General features: G+C 46.1%; 23 protein-coding genes. 17 read left to right on the top strand and 6 right to left on the bottom strand.

Annotated features, from left to right (window positions below; translation table 11 throughout):
• Positions 1-34: 34 nt before the first annotated feature.
• The 16 genes from ACYQ0C_RS07210 (at position 35) to ACYQ0C_RS07135 (ending at position 16,500) form a co-directional block, all read left to right on the top strand.
• Positions 35-721: an L-ribulose-5-phosphate 4-epimerase gene (locus tag ACYQ0C_RS07210; RefSeq protein ID WP_016276825.1), complete on the top strand. Its 687-nt coding sequence runs from the start codon at positions 35-37 to the stop codon at positions 719-721.
• A 30-nt stretch (positions 722-751) separates the two neighbouring features.
• Positions 752-2,281: an L-arabinose isomerase gene (gene araA, locus ACYQ0C_RS07205; protein WP_016276826.1), complete on the top strand. Its 1,530-nt coding sequence runs from the start codon at positions 752-754 to the stop codon at positions 2,279-2,281.
• A gap of 103 nt (positions 2,282-2,384) precedes the next feature.
• Positions 2,385-3,983, top strand: a complete 1,599-nt coding sequence (locus ACYQ0C_RS07200) for a xylulokinase (protein ID WP_016276827.1) — start codon at positions 2,385-2,387, stop codon at positions 3,981-3,983.
• 134 nt (positions 3,984-4,117) lie between these two features.
• Positions 4,118-6,130, top strand: coding sequence for a transketolase family protein (locus ACYQ0C_RS07195; RefSeq protein WP_025017918.1), 2,013 nt, complete (start codon positions 4,118-4,120; stop codon positions 6,128-6,130).
• Complete coding sequence (rpiB, locus tag ACYQ0C_RS07190) at positions 6,127-6,561, top strand: ribose 5-phosphate isomerase B (RefSeq protein WP_016276830.1); 435 nt, start codon at positions 6,127-6,129, stop codon at positions 6,559-6,561. The genes ACYQ0C_RS07195 and rpiB overlap by 4 nt, the downstream gene beginning before the upstream one ends.
• A gap of 106 nt (positions 6,562-6,667) precedes the next feature.
• On the top strand, positions 6,668-7,735 hold the full coding sequence (locus ACYQ0C_RS07185; RefSeq protein ID WP_016276831.1) for a DUF4468 domain-containing protein: 1,068 nt from the start codon (positions 6,668-6,670) through the stop codon (positions 7,733-7,735).
• 371 nt (positions 7,736-8,106) lie between these two features.
• Positions 8,107-8,403 (top strand): tetratricopeptide repeat protein, encoded by a 297-nt coding sequence (locus tag ACYQ0C_RS07180; RefSeq protein ID WP_016276832.1) that lies wholly within the window; start codon positions 8,107-8,109, stop codon positions 8,401-8,403.
• A gap of 11 nt (positions 8,404-8,414) precedes the next feature.
• Positions 8,415-8,645 carry a ferredoxin family protein gene (locus tag ACYQ0C_RS07175; protein ID WP_016276833.1) on the top strand — a complete coding sequence of 77 codons (231 nt, stop codon included), beginning with the start codon at positions 8,415-8,417 and terminating at the stop codon, positions 8,643-8,645.
• Positions 8,646-8,656: 11 nt separating this feature from the next.
• Positions 8,657-9,739, top strand: a complete 1,083-nt coding sequence (locus ACYQ0C_RS07170) for a 3-methyl-2-oxobutanoate dehydrogenase subunit VorB (protein ID WP_016276834.1) — start codon at positions 8,657-8,659, stop codon at positions 9,737-9,739.
• Positions 9,740-9,745: 6 nt separating this feature from the next.
• Positions 9,746-9,913, top strand: a complete 168-nt coding sequence (locus ACYQ0C_RS07165) for a hypothetical protein (RefSeq protein ID WP_016276835.1) — start codon at positions 9,746-9,748, stop codon at positions 9,911-9,913.
• An 18-nt stretch (positions 9,914-9,931) separates the two neighbouring features.
• Positions 9,932-10,696: a thiamine pyrophosphate-dependent enzyme gene (locus tag ACYQ0C_RS07160; RefSeq protein WP_016276836.1), complete on the top strand. Its 765-nt coding sequence runs from the start codon at positions 9,932-9,934 to the stop codon at positions 10,694-10,696.
• A 13-nt stretch (positions 10,697-10,709) separates the two neighbouring features.
• The gene (locus ACYQ0C_RS07155) at positions 10,710-11,252 is read left to right on the top strand and encodes a 2-oxoacid:ferredoxin oxidoreductase subunit gamma family protein (protein WP_016276837.1); all 543 of its coding nucleotides are present in this window, start codon (positions 10,710-10,712) and stop codon (positions 11,250-11,252) included.
• Positions 11,253-11,345: 93 nt separating this feature from the next.
• A complete protein-coding gene (locus ACYQ0C_RS07150) occupies positions 11,346-13,457 on the top strand; it encodes a putative porin (RefSeq protein ID WP_016276838.1) in 2,112 nt (703 codons plus the stop codon).
• An 8-nt stretch (positions 13,458-13,465) separates the two neighbouring features.
• Positions 13,466-14,284 carry a transporter substrate-binding domain-containing protein gene (locus ACYQ0C_RS07145; protein ID WP_016276839.1) on the top strand — a complete coding sequence of 273 codons (819 nt, stop codon included), beginning with the start codon at positions 13,466-13,468 and terminating at the stop codon, positions 14,282-14,284.
• An 89-nt stretch (positions 14,285-14,373) separates the two neighbouring features.
• Positions 14,374-15,363 (top strand): Gfo/Idh/MocA family protein, encoded by a 990-nt coding sequence (locus tag ACYQ0C_RS07140; RefSeq protein WP_016276840.1) that lies wholly within the window; start codon positions 14,374-14,376, stop codon positions 15,361-15,363.
• A gap of 9 nt (positions 15,364-15,372) precedes the next feature.
• The gene (locus tag ACYQ0C_RS07135; protein WP_016276841.1) at positions 15,373-16,500 is read left to right on the top strand and encodes a DUF4421 domain-containing protein; all 1,128 of its coding nucleotides are present in this window, start codon (positions 15,373-15,375) and stop codon (positions 16,498-16,500) included.
• A 71-nt stretch (positions 16,501-16,571) separates the two neighbouring features.
• Here ACYQ0C_RS07135 and ACYQ0C_RS07130 read toward each other — a convergent pair whose 3' ends face one another.
• The 3 genes from ACYQ0C_RS07130 to ACYQ0C_RS07120 all read right to left on the bottom strand — a co-directional run bounded on the left by ACYQ0C_RS07130 (position 16,572) and on the right by ACYQ0C_RS07120 (position 20,734).
• Positions 16,572-18,143, bottom strand: a complete 1,572-nt coding sequence (locus ACYQ0C_RS07130) for a hypothetical protein (RefSeq protein WP_016276842.1) — start codon at positions 18,141-18,143, stop codon at positions 16,572-16,574.
• A 43-nt stretch (positions 18,144-18,186) separates the two neighbouring features.
• Positions 18,187-19,599 (bottom strand): hypothetical protein, encoded by a 1,413-nt coding sequence (locus tag ACYQ0C_RS07125; protein ID WP_016276843.1) that lies wholly within the window; start codon positions 19,597-19,599, stop codon positions 18,187-18,189.
• 511 nt (positions 19,600-20,110) lie between these two features.
• Entirely contained in the window at positions 20,111-20,734 is a 624-nt protein-coding gene (locus tag ACYQ0C_RS07120; protein WP_016276844.1) for an HU family DNA-binding protein, read from the bottom strand.
• Positions 20,735-21,137: 403 nt separating this feature from the next.
• On the opposite strand from ACYQ0C_RS07120, the gene ACYQ0C_RS07115 reads away from it, so the two are divergent.
• Positions 21,138-23,228: a BT4734/BF3469 family protein gene (locus tag ACYQ0C_RS07115; protein WP_016276846.1), complete on the top strand. Its 2,091-nt coding sequence runs from the start codon at positions 21,138-21,140 to the stop codon at positions 23,226-23,228.
• A gap of 161 nt (positions 23,229-23,389) precedes the next feature.
• Here the strand turns inward: ACYQ0C_RS07115 and ACYQ0C_RS07110 are convergent, their stop codons facing one another.
• The 3 genes from ACYQ0C_RS07110 to ACYQ0C_RS07100 form a co-directional block, all read right to left on the bottom strand.
• Complete coding sequence (locus ACYQ0C_RS07110) at positions 23,390-24,343, bottom strand: type II toxin-antitoxin system antitoxin SocA domain-containing protein (RefSeq protein WP_016276847.1); 954 nt, start codon at positions 24,341-24,343, stop codon at positions 23,390-23,392.
• A 2-nt stretch (positions 24,344-24,345) separates the two neighbouring features.
• The gene (locus tag ACYQ0C_RS07105) at positions 24,346-24,699 is read right to left on the bottom strand and encodes a hypothetical protein (RefSeq protein ID WP_016276848.1); all 354 of its coding nucleotides are present in this window, start codon (positions 24,697-24,699) and stop codon (positions 24,346-24,348) included.
• Between the two features lie 195 nt (positions 24,700-24,894).
• Positions 24,895-26,100, bottom strand: a complete 1,206-nt coding sequence (locus tag ACYQ0C_RS07100) for a FimB/Mfa2 family fimbrial subunit (protein ID WP_016276849.1) — start codon at positions 26,098-26,100, stop codon at positions 24,895-24,897.
• Between the last annotated feature and the right edge of the window lie 15 nt (positions 26,101-26,115).

The raw sequence follows: 26,115 nt of genomic DNA, 5'->3' as shown, positions 1-26,115 counted from the left end.
GTTGCTAATTTGCCACATTGCTTAATTATTCATTATGTTAGAAGAATTAAAAGAAAAAGTATTCCGTGCCAATCTGGATTTGGTAAAACACGGACTAGTTATTTTTACATGGGGAAATGTTTCTGCCATCGACCGTAAAACAGGCCTGGTAGTGATCAAACCTAGTGGTGTATCATACGATGATATGAAAGCCGAAGACATGGTGGTAGTAGATCTGGACGGCAACGTGGTAGAAGGTTCCCTTCGCCCCTCGTCAGACACCCCTACCCATGTAGTTCTATATAAAGCATTTCCTGAAATAGGCGGGGTGGTACACACCCACTCCACTTATGCCACCGCCTGGGCACAAGCCGGGCTGGACATTCCCAATATCGGAACAACTCATGCCGATTATTTCCATGACGCCATACCTTGTACCGCCGATATGACAGAAGAGGAAGTAAAAGGCGCCTACGAACTGGAAACAGGCAATGTGATCGTCAAACGCTTCGAAGGATTGAATCCGGTACACACTCCGGGAGTACTAGTGAAAAACCATGGCCCTTTCGCATGGGGAAAAGATGCCAATGACGCCGTACACAATGCCGTAGTGATGGAACAGGTAGCCAAAATGGCAAGTATCGCTTTTGCCGCCAACCCTCATTTGACAATGAACCCGCTATTGATAGAAAAGCATTTCAGCCGCAAACACGGTCCCAATGCTTATTATGGACAGAAATAATAAAAACAAAACCCTTTAAATAAAAAAATCATGGAAAAAGCATTTGATCAGTATGAAGTATGGTTTGTAACAGGAGCACAGCTTCTGTACGGAGGTGACGCTGTAGTAGCAGTAGATGCCCACTCCAACGAAATGGTAAACGGACTGAACGAATCAGGAAAACTTCCTGTAAAAGTAGTATATAAAGGAACAGCCAATTCTTCTAAAGAAGTGGAAACAGTGTTCAAAGCAGCCAATAATGATGAGAAATGTATCGGTGTCATCACTTGGATGCACACTTTCTCACCTGCCAAGATGTGGATTCACGGTCTGCAGCAGTTAAAGAAACCGCTGTTACACCTGCACACTCAGTTCAACAAAGAAATTCCCTGGGATACCATGGATATGGACTTCATGAATCTGAATCAATCCGCCCATGGCGACCGTGAATTCGGACATATCTGCACCCGTATGCGCATCCGCCGCAAAGTAGTGGTAGGCTACTGGAAAGAGGAAGATACCCAGCACAAGATCGCCGTTTGGATGCGTGTCTGCGCAGGATGGGCAGATTCTCAGGATATGTTGATCATCCGCTTCGGTGACCAGATGAACAACGTAGCTGTAACTGACGGTGACAAAGTGGAAGCAGAACAACGCATGGGTTACCACGTAGATTACTGTCCGGCAAGCGAACTGATGGAATACCATAAAGATATCAAGGACGCAGATGTAGAGGCACTTGTATCAACTTACTTCAATGAATACGACCACGATGCTTCATTGGAAGACAAATCAACCGAAGCTTATCAGAAAGTATGGAACGCTGCAAAAGCCGAATTGGCTCTCCGCGCTATCCTCAAAGCCAAAGGTGCCAAAGGATTCACGACCAATTTTGACGACCTGGGCCAGACTGACGGCAGCTACTTCGATCAGATTCCGGGACTGGCCTCTCAGCGTCTGATGGCTGAAGGCTATGGATTCGGTGCCGAAGGCGACTGGAAATCGGCAGCTCTATACCGTACCGTATGGGTGATGAACCAAGGACTTTCCAAAGGTTGTTCTTTCCTGGAAGACTACACCTTGAACTTCGACGGTGCAAACAGCGCTATCCTGCAATCACACATGCTGGAAGTTTGTCCGCTTATCGCTGCTTCCAAGCCACGTTTGGAAGTACATTTCCTGGGCATAGGTATTCGTAAGAGCCAGACAGCCCGTCTTGTATTCACATCCAAGGTAGGTTCAGGCTGCACCGCCACTGTAGTAGATCTGGGTAATCGTTTCCGTCTGATTGTGAACGATGTAGAATGTATCGAGCCGAAACCGTTGCCTAAATTGCCGGTTGCTTCCGCTCTTTGGATTCCAATGCCTAATTTCGAAGTAGGTGCAGGCGCATGGATTTTGGCAGGTGGCACACACCATTCTTGCTTCTCATACGATCTGACAGCAGAATATTGGGAAGACTATGCTGAAATTGCAGGTATCGAAATGATCCGTATTGACAAAGATACGACTATCAGTAATTTCAAGAAAGAGCTTCGCATGAACGAAGTCTATTACATGCTGAACAAAGCACTGTGCTAATTCATCCATAAAGAGGGGATGTGTCAGGACTAATAAGTTTTTTGGCACATCCCGACTTTTTTTACCATCATTATTGTTGTACCTTAAATTATAGGTTTTTAATATGAAATCAGATGCAAAATCAACCATCGAAGCAGGAAAGGCCATCTTGGGTATAGAATTCGGTTCAACACGAATCAAAGCTGTTTTGATTGACCAGGAAAACAAGCCTATCGCCCAAGGAAGCCACAGTTGGGAAAACCAATTGGTGGACGGATTATGGACTTACAGTATAGAAGCGATCTGGCATGGTTTGCAAGACTGCTACGCAGATCTTCGTTCCAACGTAAAAGAATTATATGATACAGAGATAGAAAGTCTGGCCGCAATCGGTATCAGCGCCATGATGCACGGTTACATGGCATTCAATAAAAAAGAAGAAATCCTGGTACCTTTCCGTACATGGAGAAATACCAACACCGGTCCGGCAGCCGCCGCCTTATCCGAATTGTTTGTATATAACATTCCTTTGAGATGGAGCATTTCCCATTTATATCAGGCCATTCTGGACAATGAAAAACACGTAAGTGACATTGACTATCTGACCACCCTTGCCGGTTTCATTCACTGGCAGATTACAGGTCAGAAAGTACTGGGCATAGGTGACGCATCAGGTATGCTTCCCATAGATCCGGCTACCAAGGATTACTCCGCTGAAATGATAGCCAAGTTTGACAAGTTAGTAGCCCCTAAAGGATATGACTGGAAACTGACAGATATCCTGCCCAAAGTCTTGCCTGCCGGTGAAAACGCAGGTTTCCTCACGCCGGAAGGTGCCGGAAGACTGGACGTGTCAGGCCATTTGAAAGCAGGAGTGCCTGTCTGCCCTCCGGAGGGAGATGCCGGAACCGGCATGGTAGCAACCAACGCCGTCAAGCAGCGTACCGGAAATGTATCAGCAGGTACCTCCTCATTCTCTATGATTGTATTGGAAAAAGAATTGTCCAAACCCTACGAAATGATTGACATGGTTACTACCCCCGACGGAAGCCTGGTAGCCATGGTGCATTGCAACAACTGTACCTCCGACCTCAACGCCTGGATCAATCTGTTCAAAGAATATCAGGAATTGCTGGGCATCCCTGTAGATATGAATGAACTGTATGGAAAACTCTATAACCATGCCCTTACCGGTGACGCGGACTGCGGTGGCCTCATTTCATACAATTACATTTCAGGTGAGCCCGTGACAGGACTTGCCGACGGCAGACCGCTGTTTGTACGTTCGGCAAACGACAAGTTCAACCTCGCCAACTTCATGCGCACCCATTTATACGCTTCAGTCGGAGTCCTTAAAATCGGCAATGATATTCTGTTCAATGAAGAAAAAATCAAAGTCGACAGAATCACAGGACACGGTGGATTATTCAAGACCAAAGGTGTAGGCCAAAGAATACTTGCAGCAGCTATAAACTCTCCTATTTCCGTAATGGAGACTGCCGGTGAGGGTGGCGCCTGGGGAATCGCTTTGCTGGGTTCTTACCTTGTCAACAATGAGAAAAAACAATCCCTGGCCGATTTTCTGGAAGAAAAAGTATTCGCCGGTGATGCCGGTATCGAGATTTCGCCAACAGCCGGAGATGTAGCCGGATTCAACACATACATCGAGAACTATAAGTCAGGACTACCTGTTGAAGAAGCAGCGACCCAATTTAAGAAGTGAATCAAACAGGCTTAAAAAAGAGCCTCTTTACATGTTGTGGTTTACATATAAAGAGTTATCTTTGCAGATATTAAATAAAATAGCAAAGATAAACCGACTCACTAATAGCATTCAAATTATAATATTATTTTAATATGAACGAAAAAAAACTGATGAACCGTGCAGCGGACAACATCCGTATTCTGGCTGCTTCGATGGTAGAGAAAGCTAAATCAGGACACCCGGGCGGTGCTATGGGTGGCGCAGATTTTGTGAACGTACTTTTCTCTGAGTTTTTAGTTTACGACCCTGAAAATCCACGTTGGGAAGGTCGTGACCGTTTCTTCCTTGATCCAGGCCACATGTCACCGATGTTATATTCCACCTTGGCACTGACCGGCAAGTTCACCATGGAAGAACTGGCACAGTTCCGTCAATGGGGAAGCCCGACTCCGGGACACCCCGAAGTGGACATCATGCGCGGTATTGAAAATACTTCCGGCCCGTTAGGACAAGGACACACCTTTGCAGTAGGTGCCGCTATCGCCGCCAAATTCCTGAAGGCACGTTTGGGGAATGTCATGAACCAGACCATTTATGCCTACATATCCGATGGTGGTATCCAGGAAGAAATTTCCCAGGGCGCAGGCCGTCTGGCAGGCCATCTGGGACTGGACAATCTGATCATGTTCTATGATTCAAACGACATCCAGCTGTCCACCGCTACCGATGCTGTTACCAGCGAAGATGTTGCCAAGAAATACGAAGCATGGCACTGGAAAGTAATTACCATCAATGGTAATGATCCCGATGCAATCCGCACGGCTCTGACAGAAGCGAAAGCCGTAACCGGCCAGCCCACATTAATTATCGGCAAGACCATTATGGGTAAAGGTGCACGTAAAGCGGATGATTCCAGTTATGAATGTAACTGCGCTACCCACGGTGCTCCTTTGGGAGGTGATGCCTACATCAATACAATCAAAAACTTGGGTGGCGATCCGACCGATCCGTTCCAAATCTTCCCTGAAGTAAAAGAGTTGTATGCCAAACGTGCAGAAGAACTGAAAAAAATTGTTGCCGGGAAATACACGGCTAAAGCCGAATGGGCTAAAGCTAATCCCGAACTGGCAGCCAAACTGGAACAGTGGTTTTCGGGCAAGGCTCCGGAAATAAACTGGAACGCCATCGAACAGAAAGCCGGAGATGCTACACGCAGCGCTTCCGCCAAAGTCCTCGGCGTATTGGCTACAGAAGTAGAAAACATGATCGTTTCTTCCGCCGACCTGTCAAACTCAGACAAGACTGACGGCTTCTTGAAAAAAACACATGCATTCACTAAAGACGATTTCACCGGTGCATTCCTGCAAGCAGGTGTTTCCGAATTAACCATGGCTTGCTGCTGTCTGGGTATGGCGCTCCACGGAGGTGTGATTGCCGCATGCGCTACTTTCTTCGTATTCTCAGACTACATGAAACCTGCCGTACGTATGGCCGCCTTGATGGAACTTCCTGTCAAGTTCATCTGGACACACGATGCATTCCGTGTAGGTGAAGACGGTCCTACTCACGAACCGGTAGAGCAAGAAGCACAAATCCGCCTGATGGAAAAACTGAAAAACCACAAAGGGCACAACTCCATGCTGGTACTTCGTCCGGCAGATGCCGAAGAAACGACTGTGGCGTGGAAACTGGCTATGGAAAATACCAGCACTCCCACCGCACTTATCTTCTCCCGCCAGAATATCGCAAACCTGCCCGTAGGAAACGACTATTCACAGGCAGCGAAAGGTGCTTATATTGTTGCAGGATCTGACGAAAATCCGGATGTAATCCTGGTTGCTTCAGGCTCCGAAGTTTCCACATTGGAAGCTGGTGCAGAACTGTTGCGCAAGGATGGCATAAAAATCCGTATCGTATCCGCTCCTTCCGAAGGACTGTTCCGCAGCCAAAGCAAAGAATACCAGAACAGCATTATTCCCGCAGGAGCCAAAGTATTCGGTCTGACCGCCGGTCTGCCTGTAAACCTTGAAGGCTTGGTAGGTGCTAACGGCAAGGTATTCGGTCTGGAATCATTCGGATTCTCCGCTCCTTATAAAGTATTGGATGAAAAACTGGGCTTCACCGCACAGAATGTGTATAACCAAGTAAAAGAAATGCTGGCATGAAAAAAATAGGACTGGCATCCGATCATGCAGGATTTGAGCTGAAAGAATTTGTAAAAACATGGCTGACAGAAAAAGGCTATCCCTACAAAGATTTCGGCACATACAGTACAGAAAGCTGCGACTATGCAGATTATGCCCACCCCCTTGCACTGGCTGTCGAAGCCGGAGAATGCGGGCCCGGAGTAGCAATTTGCGGAAGCGGTGAAGGTATCAGCATGACATTGAACAAACATCAAGGCATCCGTGCGGCACTATGCTGGATTCCAGAGATAGCCCATCTGTCACGCCAACACAATGACGCCAATATTCTGGTAATGCCGGGACGATTCATTGATCATAAAATGGCTGAAAAGATTCTGGATGAATTCTTTAACAGTGGTTTTGAGGGCGGACGCCATCAAAAGCGCATTGAAAAGATACCTGTGAAGTAAAATTCATGCAATAATAATAAAAGTAAAAAAAGAGAGGCTTTATAGCTTCTCTTTTTTTTTATTCCTATCTTTGCTTAGAATAAAATATAAAATAAGATATATTACTATGAAGAAAATTCTTTTTTTAATGCTCTTATGTCTGCCATTCATCGCTATGGCACAGACAGATCCCAAATATCTGGCGGGAGCGATAACTTTGGATGACGGTAAAGTTTCTTTCAAGACAGAGATACAGGCACCGTCTTTAACGAAAGACCAGTTATATGACACCATGCTGAAATGGGCTACAGAACGCTTCAAGCCCGAAGGCAAGTTCAATGCACGTATTCTTTACACCAATGAAGATGAAGGGACTATTGCGGCTGGCGGTGAAGAATATCTGGTCTTCTCCTCCTCTGCATTGTCACTGGACAGAACCAGAATTTACTACCAGCTGTTCATCACCTGCGGAAACGGGAAATGTGATATAGAAATGACCCGTATCCGTTATTGGTACGACGAAGCCCGCGACGGTGGTGAAAAATACAGTGCCGAGGAATGGATTGTGGACGACATGGCTTTAAACAAATCGAAAACCAAGCTGGCTCCTATCTGCGGCAAATTCAGAAGGGAAACTATCGACCTGAAAGATACGCTGTTCAAATCTATCCAAGACACATTGGGCAACAAGGTTTTGAACAGTTCACAAATAGCGGTCGCTCCTACTCCGAATGTAATAGCCGCCACTCCGCTTACCCCTGCCACCCAACCGGTTGTAATCAGCGTTTCCGAAGGTACTACCGAAATAAAGGCAGCCAATAACAATGCAGTTCCCGCCAAAGCACAAAGCATAGACGATCAGATCAAAGCATCTGCACGCATGACAATCACCGCCGGAAACGACGAACAATTTGAAATAGGTAAAGAATGCTGGGGAGGTTTCGGTCAGTTATTCGGCAAAGAAGTAGCCTTCTGCGTCATTGACCAATCCAAATCAATGGGTAATATGCTGATGGATCAGAGCGATAATTATAAAATTTCGTTCTATAAGCAAGGCAGTAGCGAACCATGGCTGATCGTAAACTGCAAAAAACTGATGAAACAGACAGTTACCGGTGAAGAAGCAAAGAAGATGAACCCCAGTAACAACGGTCAGAAGGCATATAACATGTATGTAGGCGAAATAGTAAAATAACCCTTATTCTCTTCTATGCATTTATGCCGTAACAAATTAAATCCATACGATAAACAAGAGACATTTTCAGGGGAGGCATTGGATTGCCCCCCCCTGAAACATACAAACGATCTGCCATAAACTTCACCCCCAAACATCCTGACAAATACAATTCAAGCACCTTCCCCCCCTTTAAGAATAAATAACACCGTCCCCCCCACCAACCGTTTCACTTGAAACCATTTCCATAATAATCAAACCATTAGAAGAAATCATTCCACCATTTTCCTCCTGTTTTCTCTCTATTTTTTAAATGTTTTTAGCAAGAAAATCGTTTTTTCTGCTCCAATCTTCCCTTTCATAACAAATAAAGAGTATCTTTGTAAACAACAATGAGACAATCATGCCTTATGACGGAACAATTACAGGACATAAAGACACTTATCGAACAGGGTGATACGGAAAGAGCCATTCATGCGCTAACTAATTTCATCCGAAACGATGCGCACATCAACGATGAACCCTATTATTTACTGGGTAATGCCTACCGCAAGATGGGAGACTGGCAACAAGCCTTGAACAATTATCTGGAAGCTATCGAGCGTAACCCGGAAAGTCCCGCTGTTTCCGCCCGTGACATGCTCATGAATATTCTGAATTTCTATAACAAAGACATGTATAATCAATAACAACTAACCCCATGGCAAAGATTAAAGGTGCTATTGTAGTAGACACGGAGCGTTGCAAAGGTTGCAATCTATGTGTAGTGGCATGTCCGCTGCATGTAATCGAGCTCAATGCCAAACAAGTGAATAAAAAAGGATACACATTCGCCCATCAGGTACTGGAAGATACCTGCAATGGTTGCGCATCATGTGCCACAGTCTGTCCGGACGGATGCATCACTGTGTATAAAGTAAAACAACAATAAATGTAACAAATATGGCAGAAGAAGTCGTTTTAATGAAGGGAAATGAAGCCATAGCCCACGCCGCCATCCGTATCGGAGTTGACGGTTACTTTGGCTATCCCATCACTCCCCAATCGGAAATATTGGAAACGCTGGCCGAAGAGAAACCCTGGGAAACTACCGGCATGGTGGTGTTGCAGGCAGAAAGTGAAGTCGCAGCAATCAACATGGTATATGGCGGTGCGGCGAGCGGTAAAATGGTAATGACCTCATCCTCCAGTCCCGGCGTCAGCTTAAAGCAGGAAGGCATCTCGTACATTGCCGGTGCCGAACTCCCCTGTCTGATTGTCAATGTCATGCGCGGAGGTCCCGGATTAGGAACCATCCAACCCAGTCAGGCCGACTATTTTCAAACAGTGAAAGGCGGCGGTCACGGAGACTATCGCCTCATAGCCCTGGCTCCTGCATCGGTGCAGGAAATGGCAGATTTCGTAGGTATAGCTTTTGATCTGGCTTTCAAATACCGCAACCCCGCCATTATTCTGGCAGACGGTGTGATCGGACAGATGATGGAAAAGGTGGTACTGCCCGAACAGCGCACACGCCTGACAGATGAAGAAGTCATCGCCCGTTGCCCGTGGGCGACTACCGGCAGAACCCAACATCGCAAGCCCAACATCATTACTTCATTGGAACTTGACCCTGCCGAAATGGAAAAACGCAATATCCATCTCCAGAAGAAATATGCAGAAATAGAAGAGAACGAAGTACGTTTCGAAGAACTTCACTGCGAAGACGCCGAATACCTGATCGTAGCCTTCGGTTCCTGTGCCCGCATTGCCCAGAAAGCAATGGAGATGGCTCGCGCGGAAGGCATCAAGGTTGGTTTGCTCCGTCCTATTACCCTATGGCCGTTCCCGTCAAAAGCTATCGCAGCACGTGCCGCACAGGTAAAAGGTATCCTCACTGTAGAATTGAACGCCGGACAAATGGTGGAAGATGTCCGCCTGGCGGTAGCATGCAAAGTGCCCGTAGAACATTTCGGACGTCTGGGCGGTATTGTCCCCGATCCGGACGAAGTAATCACTGCACTGAAAGAGAAACTAATAAAATAAGACCGTATGAATATTGATCTGATCAGAAATATATTGAACATACTTTTCATGGCACTGGCATTGGCAGCTGTCATCACTTACTTCGTGGCAAGTGACTTCAAAGTATTCATCTATGTCTGTGCAGCAGCTATTTTTCTCAAGCTGATGGAATTCTTTATGCGGTTCATGTTATAAGCAATAGGAGGAGAAACTATGACAAAAGAAGAAATCATAAAACCCGAAAACCTGGTTTATAAGAAACCGACACTAATGAATGACAATCCGATGCACTATTGTCCCGGATGCAGTCACGGTGTGGTTCACAAGTTAATAGCCGAAGTCATCGAAGAAATGGGCATGGAAGACAAAACCGTCGGTGTGTCACCGGTGGGATGTGCCGTATTTGCATACAATTATCTGGACATCGACTGGCAAGAAGCCGCTCATGGACGTGCCCCTGCCGTAGCTACGGCCATCAAGCGTTTATGGCCCGGACGTCTGGTATTCACGTATCAGGGAGATGGTGATCTGGCCTGTATCGGTACTGCCGAAACCATCCATGCTTTAAATCGTGGTGAAAACATTACTATTATCTTTATCAACAACGCCATTTATGGAATGACCGGTGGACAAATGGCTCCTACCACTCTGGTTGGCATGAAAACAGCCACCTGTCCCTATGGCCGTGATGTAGCCATTCATGGCTATCCGCTGAAAATGACAGAAATTGCCGCCACTTTAGAAGGCACTGCCTACGTTACCCGCCAGAGCGTACATACGGTTCCTGCCATCCGCAAGGCAAAAAAGGCTATCCGCAAAGCATTCGAGAACTCAATGAACGGCAAAGGATCCAATCTGGTAGAGATTGTATCGACTTGTAATTCAGGTTGGAAAATGACTCCGCAGGCATCCAATGACTGGATGGTGGAACACATGTTCCCCTTCTATCCGCTGGGTGATTTGAAAGATAAAGAATAAAAAGACAGAAACCATGAAACAAGAAATCATTATAGCAGGATTCGGCGGTCAGGGTGTGTTATCCATGGGTAAGATACTTGCCTATTCCGGACTGATGGAAGACAAGGAAGTAACCTGGATGCCGGCATACGGTCCCGAACAACGGGGAGGAACCGCCAACGTAACGGTGATTGTCAGTGATGAACGCATCTCTTCACCCATTCTCAGCCAATATGATACAGCCATCATACTGAACCAACCCTCATTGGAGAAGTTTGAAAACAAAATCAAACCGGGTGGTATCCTCATTTATGACGGATACGGAATCATCGAACCTCCGACACGGAAGGATATACAGATTTACCGCATCGACGCCATGGATGCCGCCAATGAGAAAGGAATGGCAAAGACCTTCAATATGATTGTTTTAGGAGGCTTGCTGAAACTACGTCCCGTAGTATCTATTGAAAGCGTAATAAAAGCTTTACGCAAGACATTGCCCGAACGTCACCATCATCTGATACCGATGAACGAGGAAGCCATCCGGATCGGAATGGAGATTATTAGACCTCAGTAAGTTAAAATAACTCTAAACGAATAATAAAAGGAAGAACTTTCCATAGTGGAAAAGCTCTTCCTTTTATTTTTATATTGTATCTTTGTCGCCGTTATGAAAAGAATATTCTCTATCATTTTCCTATTATTCCTGTGCTTCCACACTTCCTTGATGGCACAGCGGACAATGAACACCCTGAACAACCAGTTCGGTTCCTCAGCAAGCGGACTGGACAGAGACCGATATGACCGTAACGGAAATCCCATAGACACGGCAGCCGTAGTAGATGCCAACACAATCCCCATCGGACTGTACTCCTGGAAAGTGGACAGTCGTTTTGGCAATGTCACTTATATCCCTGTAGATACCTTGCAGCACGCTTTCCAGAACTCGAATGACATGGGCGGCTACACCGGACAATACAATTACTTGGGAAATTTGGGCTCCCCCCGCCTCTCACGTATCTTTTTTGACCGTCGGGACCCCAGCCAATACTTTTTCACCGACCCATACGACTTCTGCGTACAACGTCCGGAAGATGTCATTTTCACCAATACATTTTCTCCATTCACAAACCTGTCCTATTACAAAGGAGGAGGCAGCCGTGACGGAGAAGAGCGTTTCAAATCCTATTTTGCCATCAATGCAAACAAAAGACTAGGGTTCGGATTCTACATAGATTACCTGTATGGCCGGGGGCTTTATCAAGATCAGTCCACAGCCTTCTTCAACGGTGGCCTGTTCTCCAGCTACCGGGGAGATAAATATGACATGCATTTCATATTCAACAACGACAACTTGAAAATGGCAGAAAACGGAGGTATCGCGGACGACCGGTATATCACCAACCCACTGGACATGGCAGAAGGCAAAAAAGAATATTCCGCCAACGAAATTCCGACCCGTCTGAATCAGATATGGAACCACAACACCAGCTACCATGCCTTCCTGACACACCGTTACAACCTAGGATTTTATAAAGAAAAACAGGACAGTGTGGATACAGACTCTGTAAGAACAACACAGGTATTTGTTCCTGTCACAAGCTTCATACATACATTACAAGTGGACTTGAATAATCGTAAGTATATCTCCTACGACGACGCACAGAATCAAACGTATTTTGAATACAACTATCTGGGTACCGACTCCATAGACAAGACCAAGCGGACATCCATCAAAAACACCATTGGCATTGCCTTACAAGAAGGATTCAACAAATGGGCGAAAGCCGGACTTACCGCCTTTTTAAGTTATGAATACCGAAACTTCGCCTTGACCGATACAACAGACATACCGGGACAACGCATCATCAACCACTATAAGGAAAGTTCACTCTCCATCGGTGGCGAACTATCCAAAAAACAAGGCAAACTATTACACTACAATATTCTAGGAGAATTGGCCATAGCCGGTGAAGATGCAGGACAATTCAGCGTAGAAGGCAAAGGGGATCTGAATCTCCGTTTATTCGGAGATACAGTGAGACTGGATGTCAACGCATACATCAAGAACCAGAACCCCGTCTTCTATTTCAGGCATTTCCAGTCCAAACATTACTGGTGGGACAACAACGACTTATCCAAAATCATGAGAACCCGCCTGGAAGGAAAACTAAGTCTGGACAGATGGGGGACCCAGTTGCGTGCCGGAGTGGAAAATATAAAGAATTACACCTATCTGGCCAATGCCAGCATCCCGGTAAAAGACAGCGAAGGAAATGTCACCGGTTTCAAGAACAATGCCGCCGTAAGACAACACTCCGGCAACATACAAGTATTCACTGCCATGTTGCAACAAAAGTTGAAAGTCGGAATTTTCCATCTCGACGGTGAAGTGGCCTATCAAAAATCAAGTGAACAAGACATACTGCCGTTACCGGAACTATCGGCTTACGGCAACCTGTACATGAAATTCGGTCTGGCCAAAAAAGTACTCCAAATAGAAATGGGAGCGGATGTGCGTTACTTCAGCAAATATTACGCACCAGACTATTCCCCCGTCATCGGACAGTTCTACACCCAGAATCCTAATGACAAAATCGAGATAGGAGCTTTCCCGATTGTCAATGTCTATGCCAACCTGCATTTGAAACGTACCCGTTTCTTTATCATGATGTACCACGTCAATGCCGGTTCGGGAAAATCCAATTACTTCCTGGCACCGCACTACCCTATCAATCCGCGAATGATAAAGTTCGGCCTTTCATGGAATTTCTTTGATTGACGGTTTGTATGAGAAAGTATCTGAAATACATCCTGATGGGTATTCTTGCGGTAGCCCTGTCCTTCATCTTCTTCAAAAAGAAAACGGAAGTTGAAGCCAGCCAGCCCCGTGATTATGCAGAAATAGCAGAATCGGGCATCCTGCGTGCCGTCACCGAGTACAACTCTATCAGCTTTCATGCTGACGGCGACACCATTTCCGGTTTCCACTACGAACTGCTCCATGCTTTTGCATACAGCAAAGGACTGAAACCGGAAATCACTCCCGAAATGAGTTTTTACAAAAGACTGGAAGGCGTACAAAAGGGAAAATACGATATACTGGCCAACAGCACGGTAGTCACCACAGAATCCAAAGACTCCCTGCTGTTCACCCGGCCTATTATACTGAACAAGCAAGTGCTGGTACAGCGCAAACCCGAAGGAGAAAACGACAGCTTGTACATCCACAGCCAGTTGGAGCTGGCCCGTAAAACCTTACATCTGGTCAAAGGTTCACCCGCCATTCTGCGCATCCACAACTTAAGTAACGAAATAGGCGATACCATCTATATCAAAGAGGTGGAGAAATACGGACAAGAACAATTACTGGCCATGGTAGCACACGGTGACATAGACTATGCCGTGTGCGACGAGAGCATTGCCCAAGCTTCCATCAATGATTTCCCCCAATTGGATATAGAAACAGCCATCAGCTTCTCACAATTCTATTCATGGGGAGTCAGTAAACATTCCCCAATATTGCTAGACAGCCTGAATGCCTGGTTGAATGATTACATCAAGACTCCCGCATTCAAACAGTTGCGCCGGAAATATTACAATAACTGATTTTTATCCGACAAAAATTGCAAAATAATCCTATCTTTGCAAGATGAACAGTTATCATTTTAAGCGAAATGATAAAAAAGTGATTACTCATGGTTAAATTAGACAAAGTAAAATGGGGCTTCATCGGTTGCGGAGAAGTGACTGAGAAAAAAAGCGGACCGGCCTTCGCCCTGATAGAAGGCTCAGAAGTAGTGGCCGTGATGAGCCGTGACAAAGAAAAAGCTCAATCATACGCCAAAAGACACAACATCCCCCGCTGGTACTCCGACCCGCAGCAGTTAATAGGAGATGAAGATGTCAATGCTATTTATATAGCCACCCCACCCTCCTCTCATGCCACTTTCGCCATCATGGCCATGAAAGCGGGAAAACCCGTATATATCGAAAAACCAATGGCTGCCAGTTATGAAGACTGTGCACGCATCAACCGCATATCACAGGAAACAGGGATTCCTTGTTTCGTAGCTTACTACAGACGTTATCTTCCCTATTTCCAGAAAGTACGCCAGATGGTAGAGGACGGGGAAATAGGGAATGTCATCAATATACAGATCCGTTTCGCCCAGCCTCCCCGTGATCTGGACTACAACAGCACCAATCTGCCCTGGCGTGTACAGCCTGATATTGCCGGTGGCGGCTATTTCTATGATTTAGCCCCCCACCAACTGGATTTGCTGCAAGAAATGTTCGGCTGCATTCTCGAAGCCCAAGGATACAAGAGCAACCGTGGCGGATTATATCCGGCAGAAGATACGATAAGTGCCTGCTTCAAATTTGACTCCGGCCTGCCGGGATCAGGATCCTGGTGTTTCGTCGCCCACGAATCAGCCAAGGAAGACCGTATAGAAATCATCGGAGACAAGGGGATGATCTGTTTCTCCGTCTTTACCTACGACCCCATCGCCCTGCATACCGAAAGGGGACGTGAGGAGTTCCTTCCTGAAAATCCTCCCCATGTGCAACTTCCGCTGATAAAAGCCGTGGTAGAACACCTGCAGGGCAAAGCCATCTGTACCTGCGACGGCATCAGTGCGACCCCCACCAACTGGGTCATGGACCGTATTCTTGACAAGCTATGATCCCCGCCTATGGACATTCGTAAAATATGCCTGCTCTGTCTGTCTTTTCTTTCCGCTCTTGGTGTATATGCACAAACGGAACAGAAAGACTCGACAGTACAGGACAACAAGGGTGTTCTTATTACATTGACCGATGGAATAGCGACAACGGTCCGCCACACCGGAAGAAAAATCAGGAAAGTAGGAAAAGAATTCAACGCGATCGACACCACCTATATCACGCCCAACCTCTACAATCTGGCTTTCATGCTAGAATCCAGCAGCTGGTACGAATACTACCGGCTGGGCAGTAAAGGGAACAACGGCGAACAAAGTTTGGGATTCTCCCCCAATGCCAGTTTCAAACTGGGGGTCTATTTCGGATGGCGTTGGATCTTTCTAGGGTATTCCTTTGATGTAAAAGATATTTTCGGCGGACACAAGAACAAAGCCAAGAAAACAGAAATGGCACTGAATCTTTATAGTTCCAAGTTTGGTGTGGATTTATATTACAGGAAAACAGGGAGTGATTTCAAGATACGCTCTTCCAGCGGTTTTGAGCTGAACACCCCTATCAAGAATCTAAATTTCAATGGCTTGCAAAGCAAAATCAAGGGACTGAACGCCTATTGGATTTTCAACTATAAGAAATTCTCCTATCCGGCGGCCTACAGCCAGTCCACCAACCAGCGTAAAAGCGCAGGTTCCCTGATGGCGGGCTTCTCTTATTCCCAGCACAGAATATCCTTTGATTATGATAAGCTTCCCGGTGAAGTGAGGGCTCAACTACATGATGCCCTGCTTTTCAAGAAAGTGAAATATTCCGATTATAGCATCAACGTGGGCTATGGTTATAACTGGGTATTTGCAAAAAACTGGGTTTCCAATCTTTCGCTTTTACCGGCCATTGCCTATAAAAAATCAAAAATAGACGATACGCCTAACACTGACAATCATTGGATAAAGGATATCAATTTTGATCTGATAACACGTGCTGCCGTGGTCTATAATACCAACAAGTACTTTGTAGGTGCTTCACTGGTGATGCATACATACGATTATCGGAAAAGGAATTTCTCTCTCACCAATACATTCGGAACTGTTCGTGTATATGCAGGGTTCAACTTCTGGAAAAAGAAAGAGTATCGCGATAAATAAAAAATGGAGTTGTGTCAAAACGCTGGCACAACCCCATCACAGGTTAATTATATTAGACTCACAATTAATTCTTAGAAACGGGCACCGACTGTCAGCAGAAGCTGATGCCGTTCATTGTCCACTTTAGTTGCCGGAAGGTCTATATCATCAAACGCATAAAACTTAGACTTGTACATATCATATTTATAAGCCAAATCCGCATAGATTACACTGCCACGGTATCCAAGACCAAACGTAAGGGTATTCTTTGACTCCGTATTATTGAAATCAGTGCGCGTGCTATATAAAGATAAAGCACTATAAGCATCTTTAGCAAATGCAGCCGAAGAATAATTATATCCTGCACGGATGCTGAACTCAGGAACAATACGCGTTTCCATACCTATGCGAAAAGTATGAACACCTTTCAGATACTTTTCAACGCTGGGCTGATCACCCAATTCATATCCATCCACATCCTTCAGCTTACTGGAAGAATAATCCTGATATTCATATTCCGCACCTACTGCCACCGCACCTGCAAAAGTAGTACCTGCGCTGACATTGAATTTCCACGGAGTGGTAAGGTTATAATCATAAGTCAAATAATCATACTCCGGAGTTACCAGAAAATCACTCAATGTCTGGTTATAGGCTCCTTCAACAGCTAAAATATCAGAAGATAAAGTGGCATTATAGCTTTCTCTTAAATCATACCATGTAGGTGTGTGCACGGCAAATCCCAAACGGAAAGGAGAACTTTCCATAGGACGTATGATAACACCCAACTTCAAATCTATACCTGTTCCTTCCAGCCCATAATAATTATCTAAAGTATAGCCACCATTATCCGCGCCATTGTCATCATTCAAGTTCTCCGTATAAGAAGTAAAACGATTGTAATTCACATCATATACCCCCAGGGTCGCACCGAAATAAATCCGATCCTCCATATTGAATGAAACATTAAAATCATATTGGCTGATGCCACCTGTTTCCTTACTGAAGAAGTTATTGTTAAAACCATTCCAGCCCCATGGAGCATGAATGTTTTTTTCAGAATCATTCACCCAGTCAACCACACCGGTTCTCACCCCCATAACCCCTAAAACAGGTAACTGGTTCCAATATTTGGTATAAGGGTTCTTCACATCCAGTATGTCATTGAACTCGCTTTCCGTCAATCCGTATCCTTCCATCTCCTGAGCCAGTTGGAAACTCTGCGACAAATTATCCAATGCCCCTCCCATAGAGAAAAGGCGGTTGAAGTTTTTACTTTTATGATAATTGAATCCGAAATTCACAAAACGCAAAGAAGTATTATTACCGATCTTATTGCTATACACAAATCCAATCTGGTCAAATGAAGCGCGTGTCTTGTCCTCATTCATCGACACGCCACTAAAGTTGCTCTTTGTCGACGTATTATTAAAACCAAAAGAGACAGACACATCATTACTACGAAAAATGCCGATACCTGCAGGATTGGAACTCATGACAGAGATATCCCCTCCCAAGGCTCCCATGGCACCACCCATACCTACAAACCTTGCCGTTCCATTCAAGTCACTGCCCAGCAACTTTTCCGCATCATAAGCATTTTGTGCGCTTGCCGTTGCCATTACCAGCAACGCACAAGCGGTTACTATTACTTTATTCTTCATACATCAATTCTATTAAATTCAACTGTCTGGTTTAATCTGCCACTTATCTGGTACGCGATCTTCCGCCACCACCGCCACTGGAACGGGAGACACTGCCGCCGGAACTACGGGAAACCCCACCGCCACTAGAAAAACTACTACGGGAAGAAGAAGTTCCACCACTGCGATAAGAATTAGACGAATTGCTACGAGAAGGGCTACTGCTACGGGAATATGAACTGCCGCGGGAGTTCGAGACTCCACTATTGTTACGATAAGCACCACGACTCGCAGCCCCTGTCCGCTGATAAGTAGATCCTGCAGAATTTCCCACGCTGCTACGGGTGCTGCTCGGTCTGGTATAAGAAGAGCCCCTTCCTTCTGTCGGACGCGAGTAAGAATTGCCCGGACGAACTCCTGCCGCCTGACCCGGTGAAAGCATTTCCCCCGTACGGGTCCTGACAGCACTTCTATTAGGACGAACCGAGTTTACATTGTCAGATCCCGAAACCACTCTTCCCGATGAAGAGCCGTTACGTGTTGCGTTGCGATAGCTGTTAGCGCTATTACGGATATTCTGTCTGGAATTTCCTACGTACGAATTCCGACTATTCCTATCAGAACTATTCACATAGTTACTCCGGCCCGGACGGGACGAACTATAACTATTGGTATATCTTCCTGCATGTATTCCCGGGTTACGTCCGCTTGAGCCATACCATCCATGGCCACCCCCCCAATAGCCACCGCCCCAACCATGACCGGAATAATGCGGATAATAATGATGGTGATGGTAGCCCCAGTAACCACCCCAATAGCCACCCCAGTAGCCGCCACCCCAGTAACCTGGATAGTACCAGCTATTATAGTACCAAGGAGAACTCCATCCCCAACTCATCCCCCAGCCTCCGCCATACGGATAGTTGAATCTCCAGTCCCACCACAAGCGGTTTGTATAAGTAGGGAAAGCGTATGCATAGAGTCCGTCATCATACACATTCCAGTCCCATGAGGGATAGGCGCCATAAACCACATCCCAATAGAGCGGGCTGCTCACCGGAATGGCATAACGCGGATTGCGGAAACGGACGATACGCATGGCGTATTCATAATCGTCTTGAGAACCCTCAAAACCATTAACCCACTCCCCTCTCTCATTCAAAGGTTTCTCCTCAATATACAAGGTATCATTCTCCATCGAGAAGTTATTATCTCGTGAAGTATAACGACGATTATACTCATCCACATCGCGCACTTTTCCTTTCACATCCTTCACCACCACTGTAGAACCGGGAGCTGCGTAAACGGTAGTCGTGTTCTGCTTCTGCGGAACCACCACTTTCACCTCTTGCTTAACCTCCTCTTTCTTTTCAGCTTTTTTCTTAGGGATGAAATAAAGGTCGTCATCAACGCTTTGTGCCATTGCCAAGTAAGGCAAGCACGCCATCATAAGCGAAGCTAATACAATCTTTTTCATACTCGTACCTGTTTTATTTGTTATTCTATCTACTTTTTCTAGTGCAAAGATAGTCAGAGGTTTCAGTTCATAACAAAGAAAATCCCTATTAGTTGGTAGGGATTTCCCTATTTTACTTTTTTTCAATAGAATACGAAACCGTTTCTTCAAAATTACCGGCCAGTGCTACTTCGTGATTAAAGTATTTTGTATCTTTGCATCTATACATGCCTATCATCAGCCGTAAAACCTGATTAAATAGTCTTTTATAAAAGAAAATGGAATTACCCAAACTGATAAATAATATAACTGGACGTGTGATAGATGACTTGAAAAGCAGGTTATCTTCCCAATCAAAGCTGTCAAAACAATAATAAGTTGCACCCACTTATGCCCTCATGCCCTCACTTTTACCCATAACCTTCTCATTATAAAACCATTACCAACAGTGAGGGCATGCTAAAAAGTGAGAGCATTGCCCTCACTTTTTTAGTATGCCCTCACTCCTTACCCCCCATATTACGCACTTAAATCATTCATTCACAACATAATATCCATTCACAGGCTTATAAACCGGTTGTTTGGGAAGTCCCGCATTTTTCAGCTTTCCTTCCTCGCACAAACGGCGTAAATGGCGGGCGGCCGTAGTTTGTGTCATACCGCAAAGAAACTGGAAACTTTTCCGCTGCACAAAATCATGGGTCGCAAAGTACTCCGTCAGCAAGGCGTCAATTTCCTCATCGGTCAGTTTGCTGGAATGAAACGGGAACCGGGTGCGCTGCACCTTTACCTTCCCCACCTCATCCATCAAGAATTGATCAGGACGGAAAACAATCCCCTTCAGTTTCACCTTCGTATTCTTGTGCTTCGTCTTTTCCGTCACCGGCTCGGTGCTCACCAGGTTGGGACGGAAAAAACCGATGCCGTCCAGATGCACCTGCCTGCCATCAGCCAATTCCTCGCCCATGGCATGTGACAGCGCATCAAGCACGGCTATCACGTCCGTCTCCGTCAGCGTGCAACGTTTCTGTATACGGGCACGGAGTTGGGACGTGGTCACCTTTCCGTTCAGCCGGAGACGCGGATGCAACATATTCTCTTCCCCTTGTTGCTCAGGAGTTTTAGGATTCTCGTACCAATCAAATAGTATTGCCATACTGTTCTTTTTTTATGATTGAAAGTTCAATATTCGTTAACCACCTAGGTGGTTAGAGTTAACTACCAACGTGACTAACTTTAACCACCTATGTGGTTAGACTTAACCACCAAGGTGGCTAAGCAATTACAAACATACAAAAGTAAGAAAAGAAAAGGGAGAAAACAAATAAGAGACAGGGAAATATACACTGAGACTCAGAATAAAAACACAGGAAAGAAAGGGAAAAGAAAAAGACAGCATTTTATTCGGAAAGCACTTGCAGAATGGGGAAATAAACCGTACCTTTACTAAAAATATGCACACATAGACTCTGCGACACACCGTCTTCTCCACACGACAGGACATCATCTTTTTCATGGGAGGTACATAAAACCAAAGAACATTCAAACAAAAGAGAAATATGAAAATTACACTCATCAGAAAAGATGAAGAACAGGGAACAGAAACCCTGTCACTATGCGACACGGACGCATTCTTCGAGAAAATAAAGACAGAGCCCCAAACGGCCCATGTATCGGGACTGCGCGAAGTGCTACCCCGGCTGGAAGGCTCGTCCGCCCGCTATACCCACATCGACAAGCTGCCGCGCGTCTATCCTGCCGTGGAGTACACCCGCAAACAAAAGGGTGAGAAACGCATGAAACATTACAACGGACTGGTACAGCTGGAAGTGAACCGGCTCGCCGACCTGTATGAGGTGGAATATGTGAAACGCCAAGTAGAGCAACTGCCACAAACCTTCGCCGCCTTCTGCGGTTCAAGCGGACGGAGTGTAAAGATATGGGTACGCTTCGCACGCCCCGACGGCAGCCTGCCCACCACCGGACAGGAAGCCCTGTTGTTCCATGCCAACGCTTACCGACTGGCCGTAACCTGCTACCAGCCCATGCTCCCTTTCGGCATCACGCTGAAGGAACCGGACCTGATGCAAAGTTGCCGCATGACCGTGGACGAACAGCCGTATTATAACCCTGCCGCTGTCCCTTTCTGCATAGAGCAACCGCTTGCCCTGCCCGATGAGGAGACTTTCCGACAACGGAAACAAAGCAGCGAAAGCGCACCGGAACGAATGAAACCCGGCTGTAAAAGTATGCAAACCTTTGCCCTGATGTACCAGTCGGCACGGAAAAGGGCACTGGCCGAAATGGAAAACTGGAAGAGCGACGACGGACTGGAACCTTTGCTGCCCCATCTGATAGAACAATGTTTCAAAGCAGGCATCCCCGAAGAAGAAGCCGTGCGGCGTACGCTGATGCACTATTTTCACGAAACGGATACGGAAACCATCCGCATGACTTTCGGCAACGGCTACCGGGAAATGAAAGGCTTCGGCGAGAAAGGCGGACTCAGCAAAGAGCAGGAAGCCACCTTCCTGCTGGAAGAGTTCTTGAAAAGAAGGTATGAGTTCCGCTTCAACACCGTGCTGGACGAGGTGGAATACCGCCAACGGGACTCCATCCATTTCTATTTCAAGCCCATGGAAAAGCGTATCCGCAACAGCATCGCCCTTTGTGCCCTGAAGGAGGGGCTGCAAGTGTGGGACCGGGATATAGACCGCTTTCTTTCCTCCGACTTCGTACCGCTTTATAATCCGGTAGAAGAATACCTGTGCGACCTGCCCCGCTGGGACGGCACCGACCGCATCCGCGCACTCGCCCGGCTTGTTCCCTGCGACAATCCGCATTGGGAGGAACTTTTTTACCGTTGGTTTCTGGGCATGGTGGCACATTGGAGGGGGATGGACCGCCAGCATGGTAACAGCACCTCTCCCCTGCTCGTCGGTGCGCAAGGATTCCGAAAATCCACCTATTGCCGCATCCTGCTGCCACCCGAACTGCGTTTCGGCTATGCCGACAGTCTGGACTTCAGCAGCAAACAGGAAGCGGAGCGTGCCTTGGGACGTTTTTTCCTCATCAACCTGGACGAATTCGACCAGATTACCGTAAACCAGCAAGGATTCCTGAAGCATCTGTTGCAGAAACCGGTAGCCAACCTGCGCAAACCTTACGGGACCAGCGTGCGCGAGTTGCGCCGCTACGCCTCCTTCATCGGCACCAGCAATCAGAAGGATTTGCTCACCGACCCCACCGGCAGCCGCCGTTTCATCTGCATCGAGGTGACCGCCCCTATTGACACCAACGTCACCATAGACTACCGCCAACTCTATGCACAAGCCATGCAGCTGCTTTATAAGAACGAACGCTATTGGTTGAATGATGAAAACGAGGAGGTATTGCGGAAAAACAACACCGAATTTGAGCAAATCTCGCCTTTGGAGCAGTTATTCAAATGTCATTTTTCTTCTGCTACTATAGAGAAGAAGGCAGAATGGCTGACCGCCATGGAGATTTTCAACGACCTGCAAAAACACACGCGTGAGAAGCTGTCAATCAACAAGATAAATTGGTTCGGACGCATTCTCCGCAAGCTGGACATTCCCCAAAAAGCCAGCAGCAAAGGTACTTTGTATCACGTAGTCAAGTTGGAATAATTTATTTTCAAGCATCCATTAGTGAGGGCAATGCCCTCACTAATACGGATGCTACCACCACTAATAAGCAGTTCATTATAAACCAGTTACAGCAAAAGTGAGGGCATGAGGGCATTTTCGTGTCCAACTTTCTATTGGGTAAAGAAGCTGTTTTGATAAGGTCATTGCATTGAAAGGTCAAACGCATATTGGTAATTTATATATCCTTTTTGAGCACTGTTATCAATCCATCCTTTCTCATCATGGCTGACAAGTGAGATTTTCTTTGCATTCATATCTTTAAAACGATGGAATACATCTTTCAGGACTTCCTTTTCTATATCTGAAAGTATATCGAGATTTGCATTCGCATTGGATTCAAGCAATATTCCACTCGACTGTTCGTATCGAATACATTCATTCATTGACACTTCCGGTATAGAGCTATAAACCTTTCCCCACTGGTCTGGAACCGGACCATAAGGAAGTGCGGCATATTCCAATCCGGTCATGCCATAGCCATGTCTCTTGTATGAAAGAAAATCCGTATAGAACAACAATTTATTCATTTTTGTTACATATATCTCATCCATTTTATTGATAAAATACAGCATGACCGCTTTTATCTTCACCAAGGATAACGATACATATCCCGTCATGACAGAAGGTACAGGATAAGGCTTCTGATAATCCCCAATCCCTTTGACGTATTTTAATATTTTAGCATATTCCTTTTCTCCTATTGTCTCACAAGATGCTTCCAAAAAATCAAGAAACATATTCTTGCTTCGGATGGCAATTATATTTCTTGCATTAGAAATACTGGGGACTTCTCCATCTTCATAATATCTATATTGATTAATGCCAAAGCCAAGTATTTCTGCCATTTTTGCCGATGAGACCCCATAGTGTTTTCTAAGTTCGATTATTTCATCAGGAAATGGGATACCGTGCTTTTTACGGTATTGATTATAAACTTGATTAATGTTCGCTTCATCAAGTTCTGTAGTGGTCCACATTTCACCATTCTCGTCTATTATTCCGGTATGGATATAATCGAACTGTTCCTTTCTGAATGTCGCTGTTCTCGGTTCTGAGAAGTAACGTTCATTGTTTCCAAGTTTGTTCTTTTCCATAACTAACTATTTTTTAATGGGTATGACATTGGATATTCAGCTTTATGAAAAGAAATACAGACTGTATTTGTGTTCGGTGCACCCATTGTGATTTTGATATACACTTCTGTTCCTTTTACATCCTTGCCAAATACCCACATTTCCCCATGATTATTCAATTCATCAATGATAGGGCCTTCAGAATAGTCCTTCCACTCCAAAGACATAACCACCGTTTCTCTTAAACGTGGTGAGATTTCCAAATCAAAAATGGCATTACGGTTCTTTTCACGGTCATCCCTGAAACGAATACCAAAAACTTTCACCTTCAAGTAGAAATTATTCAAAAACTTTTCAACATCTTCTTTCGTAACCATGTTGCAAAGATACAGTATTATAACAAAAAAACAACGATAAAGTTGTGTATTATACAAAAAACAAGATCTATTTAGGGTTCCCTGAATAAGGGTTTCTCTTTATAAAGCTAATGCGTTTTCTGCGCATTAGCAAGAGTTGCCTATAATTTGAACGTATTAAGGACTAAATTGCTTTGGGAGACATACATATCCGCATTAAAAAATCAACTCATGGTTTTTATCCCAAATCGGGTTGATGGTAACGGTAACCCTTTTGGCATCGGACAAGTCGATGGGACTATCCTTACTACCGATGCTATAAAACTGATTCGCCACGATGGGATAGTGATACGCTTTTTCCTGATCGGGGTCAATTGTATCATCCCCTTCAATGATGCCGGTCCCCCCGTCTGTATCCCCCCGCGGAGCAATCCTTCCGGAGCGGGACGGAGCGGCCGACGAGACCAAACGCACTTTATTCCGCTGCAACTCCCCGCCTGCCTCATCCACCAGCACCAATGACAGTGTGGTTTCTCTTCCTGTGGCTGCCGCCGCCGGCAATACATACGATCCACGGCTGTTCACCACGGACGGGGAACCGGCGAACTCCGAAGCGGGAATTTCCACCAGCACCGCCCCTCCGGCATCCGAAGCCATCGGGGAAGTGATGTAATCGCTGAAAAGACTGCCGTTATAGGGAACTTTCCTCAAAGGCACCCGCGTATTCTGACCGGTATAAAGCCTGACTTGCAAGGCGCCCACCTTCCGCCCCTCAATAGTGGCAGGGATATTGACAAAATAGCCCATCACCCCGGCCACCCGGCGATACAAGTCGATGACAGGACGTCCCTTGACAAAGTCTTCCAGCCTCAACGGAAGGGAGCCTGCGAAAAGTTCGGAACCGGCAATGTCCTGTCTTCCCTTGCCCGGCGCCAATACCGCATTGGCCTCTTTCAGCGTGGAACCGACGGATATGCTTTGAGGCAACTGATAAGTGGCCCCGGAATGATCCTCCCGTATATCCTCTGCCGACGGGCGCGTATTGTCCAGCCCTATCGCCAGGAAGGTGTATTCCTTGCCGGGCATAAAGTCTTTGTAGCGCAACACATGCTTCCGGTCCCGGGTGGGCAGTCCCCCATCGGCACCCTCCCAATGAGGCCAGTCCACCTCCTCCGACGCCACACACCGGGCTGTCCCCGAAACACCATCGAAGATATAAAGATGTACGCGGGTCACATGCTGCACGGCATCGGGACCGGACAGCACCGTCCGCGTCGTGAGATCCTGACTTCGCACCCCAAACTCCAGCACCCGTTCTCCGCTTTCCGGCTCCTCCGGCATATTCTCACCGCTACAACCTGCCAGCAGCCATCCTGCCAGACAAAGCATCCACCCATAATAACTGATCTTTCCCAAATACATACTCTTCTGATTTTA

The sequence above is a fragment of the Phocaeicola sartorii JCM 17136 = DSM 21941 genome, from assembly GCF_054653615.1.
This window is presented reverse-complemented; position numbering and strand designations above follow the sequence as displayed.

Coding starts and splice junctions, on each gene's coding strand:
- ACYQ0C_RS07210 (WP_016276825.1), top strand. CDS start 35: ATGTTAGAAGAATTAAAAGAAAAAGTATTCCGTGCCAATCTGGATTTG.
- araA (WP_016276826.1), top strand. CDS start 752: ATGGAAAAAGCATTTGATCAGTATGAAGTATGGTTTGTAACAGGAGCA.
- ACYQ0C_RS07200 (WP_016276827.1), top strand. CDS start 2,385: ATGAAATCAGATGCAAAATCAACCATCGAAGCAGGAAAGGCCATCTTG.
- ACYQ0C_RS07195 (WP_025017918.1), top strand. CDS start 4,118: ATGAACGAAAAAAAACTGATGAACCGTGCAGCGGACAACATCCGTATT.
- rpiB (WP_016276830.1), top strand. CDS start 6,127: ATGAAAAAAATAGGACTGGCATCCGATCATGCAGGATTTGAGCTGAAA.
- ACYQ0C_RS07185 (WP_016276831.1), top strand. CDS start 6,668: ATGAAGAAAATTCTTTTTTTAATGCTCTTATGTCTGCCATTCATCGCT.
- ACYQ0C_RS07180 (WP_016276832.1), top strand. CDS start 8,107: ATGAGACAATCATGCCTTATGACGGAACAATTACAGGACATAAAGACA.
- ACYQ0C_RS07175 (WP_016276833.1), top strand. CDS start 8,415: ATGGCAAAGATTAAAGGTGCTATTGTAGTAGACACGGAGCGTTGCAAA.
- ACYQ0C_RS07170 (WP_016276834.1), top strand. CDS start 8,657: ATGGCAGAAGAAGTCGTTTTAATGAAGGGAAATGAAGCCATAGCCCAC.
- ACYQ0C_RS07165 (WP_016276835.1), top strand. CDS start 9,746: ATGAATATTGATCTGATCAGAAATATATTGAACATACTTTTCATGGCA.
- ACYQ0C_RS07160 (WP_016276836.1), top strand. CDS start 9,932: ATGACAAAAGAAGAAATCATAAAACCCGAAAACCTGGTTTATAAGAAA.
- ACYQ0C_RS07155 (WP_016276837.1), top strand. CDS start 10,710: ATGAAACAAGAAATCATTATAGCAGGATTCGGCGGTCAGGGTGTGTTA.
- ACYQ0C_RS07150 (WP_016276838.1), top strand. CDS start 11,346: ATGAAAAGAATATTCTCTATCATTTTCCTATTATTCCTGTGCTTCCAC.
- ACYQ0C_RS07145 (WP_016276839.1), top strand. CDS start 13,466: ATGAGAAAGTATCTGAAATACATCCTGATGGGTATTCTTGCGGTAGCC.
- ACYQ0C_RS07140 (WP_016276840.1), top strand. CDS start 14,374: ATGGTTAAATTAGACAAAGTAAAATGGGGCTTCATCGGTTGCGGAGAA.
- ACYQ0C_RS07135 (WP_016276841.1), top strand. CDS start 15,373: ATGGACATTCGTAAAATATGCCTGCTCTGTCTGTCTTTTCTTTCCGCT.
- ACYQ0C_RS07130 (WP_016276842.1), bottom strand. CDS start 18,143: ATGAAGAATAAAGTAATAGTAACCGCTTGTGCGTTGCTGGTAATGGCA.
- ACYQ0C_RS07125 (WP_016276843.1), bottom strand. CDS start 19,599: ATGAAAAAGATTGTATTAGCTTCGCTTATGATGGCGTGCTTGCCTTAC.
- ACYQ0C_RS07120 (WP_016276844.1), bottom strand. CDS start 20,734: ATGGCAATACTATTTGATTGGTACGAGAATCCTAAAACTCCTGAGCAA.
- ACYQ0C_RS07115 (WP_016276846.1), top strand. CDS start 21,138: ATGAAAATTACACTCATCAGAAAAGATGAAGAACAGGGAACAGAAACC.
- ACYQ0C_RS07110 (WP_016276847.1), bottom strand. CDS start 24,343: ATGGAAAAGAACAAACTTGGAAACAATGAACGTTACTTCTCAGAACCG.
- ACYQ0C_RS07105 (WP_016276848.1), bottom strand. CDS start 24,699: ATGGTTACGAAAGAAGATGTTGAAAAGTTTTTGAATAATTTCTACTTG.
- ACYQ0C_RS07100 (WP_016276849.1), bottom strand. CDS start 26,100: ATGTATTTGGGAAAGATCAGTTATTATGGGTGGATGCTTTGTCTGGCA.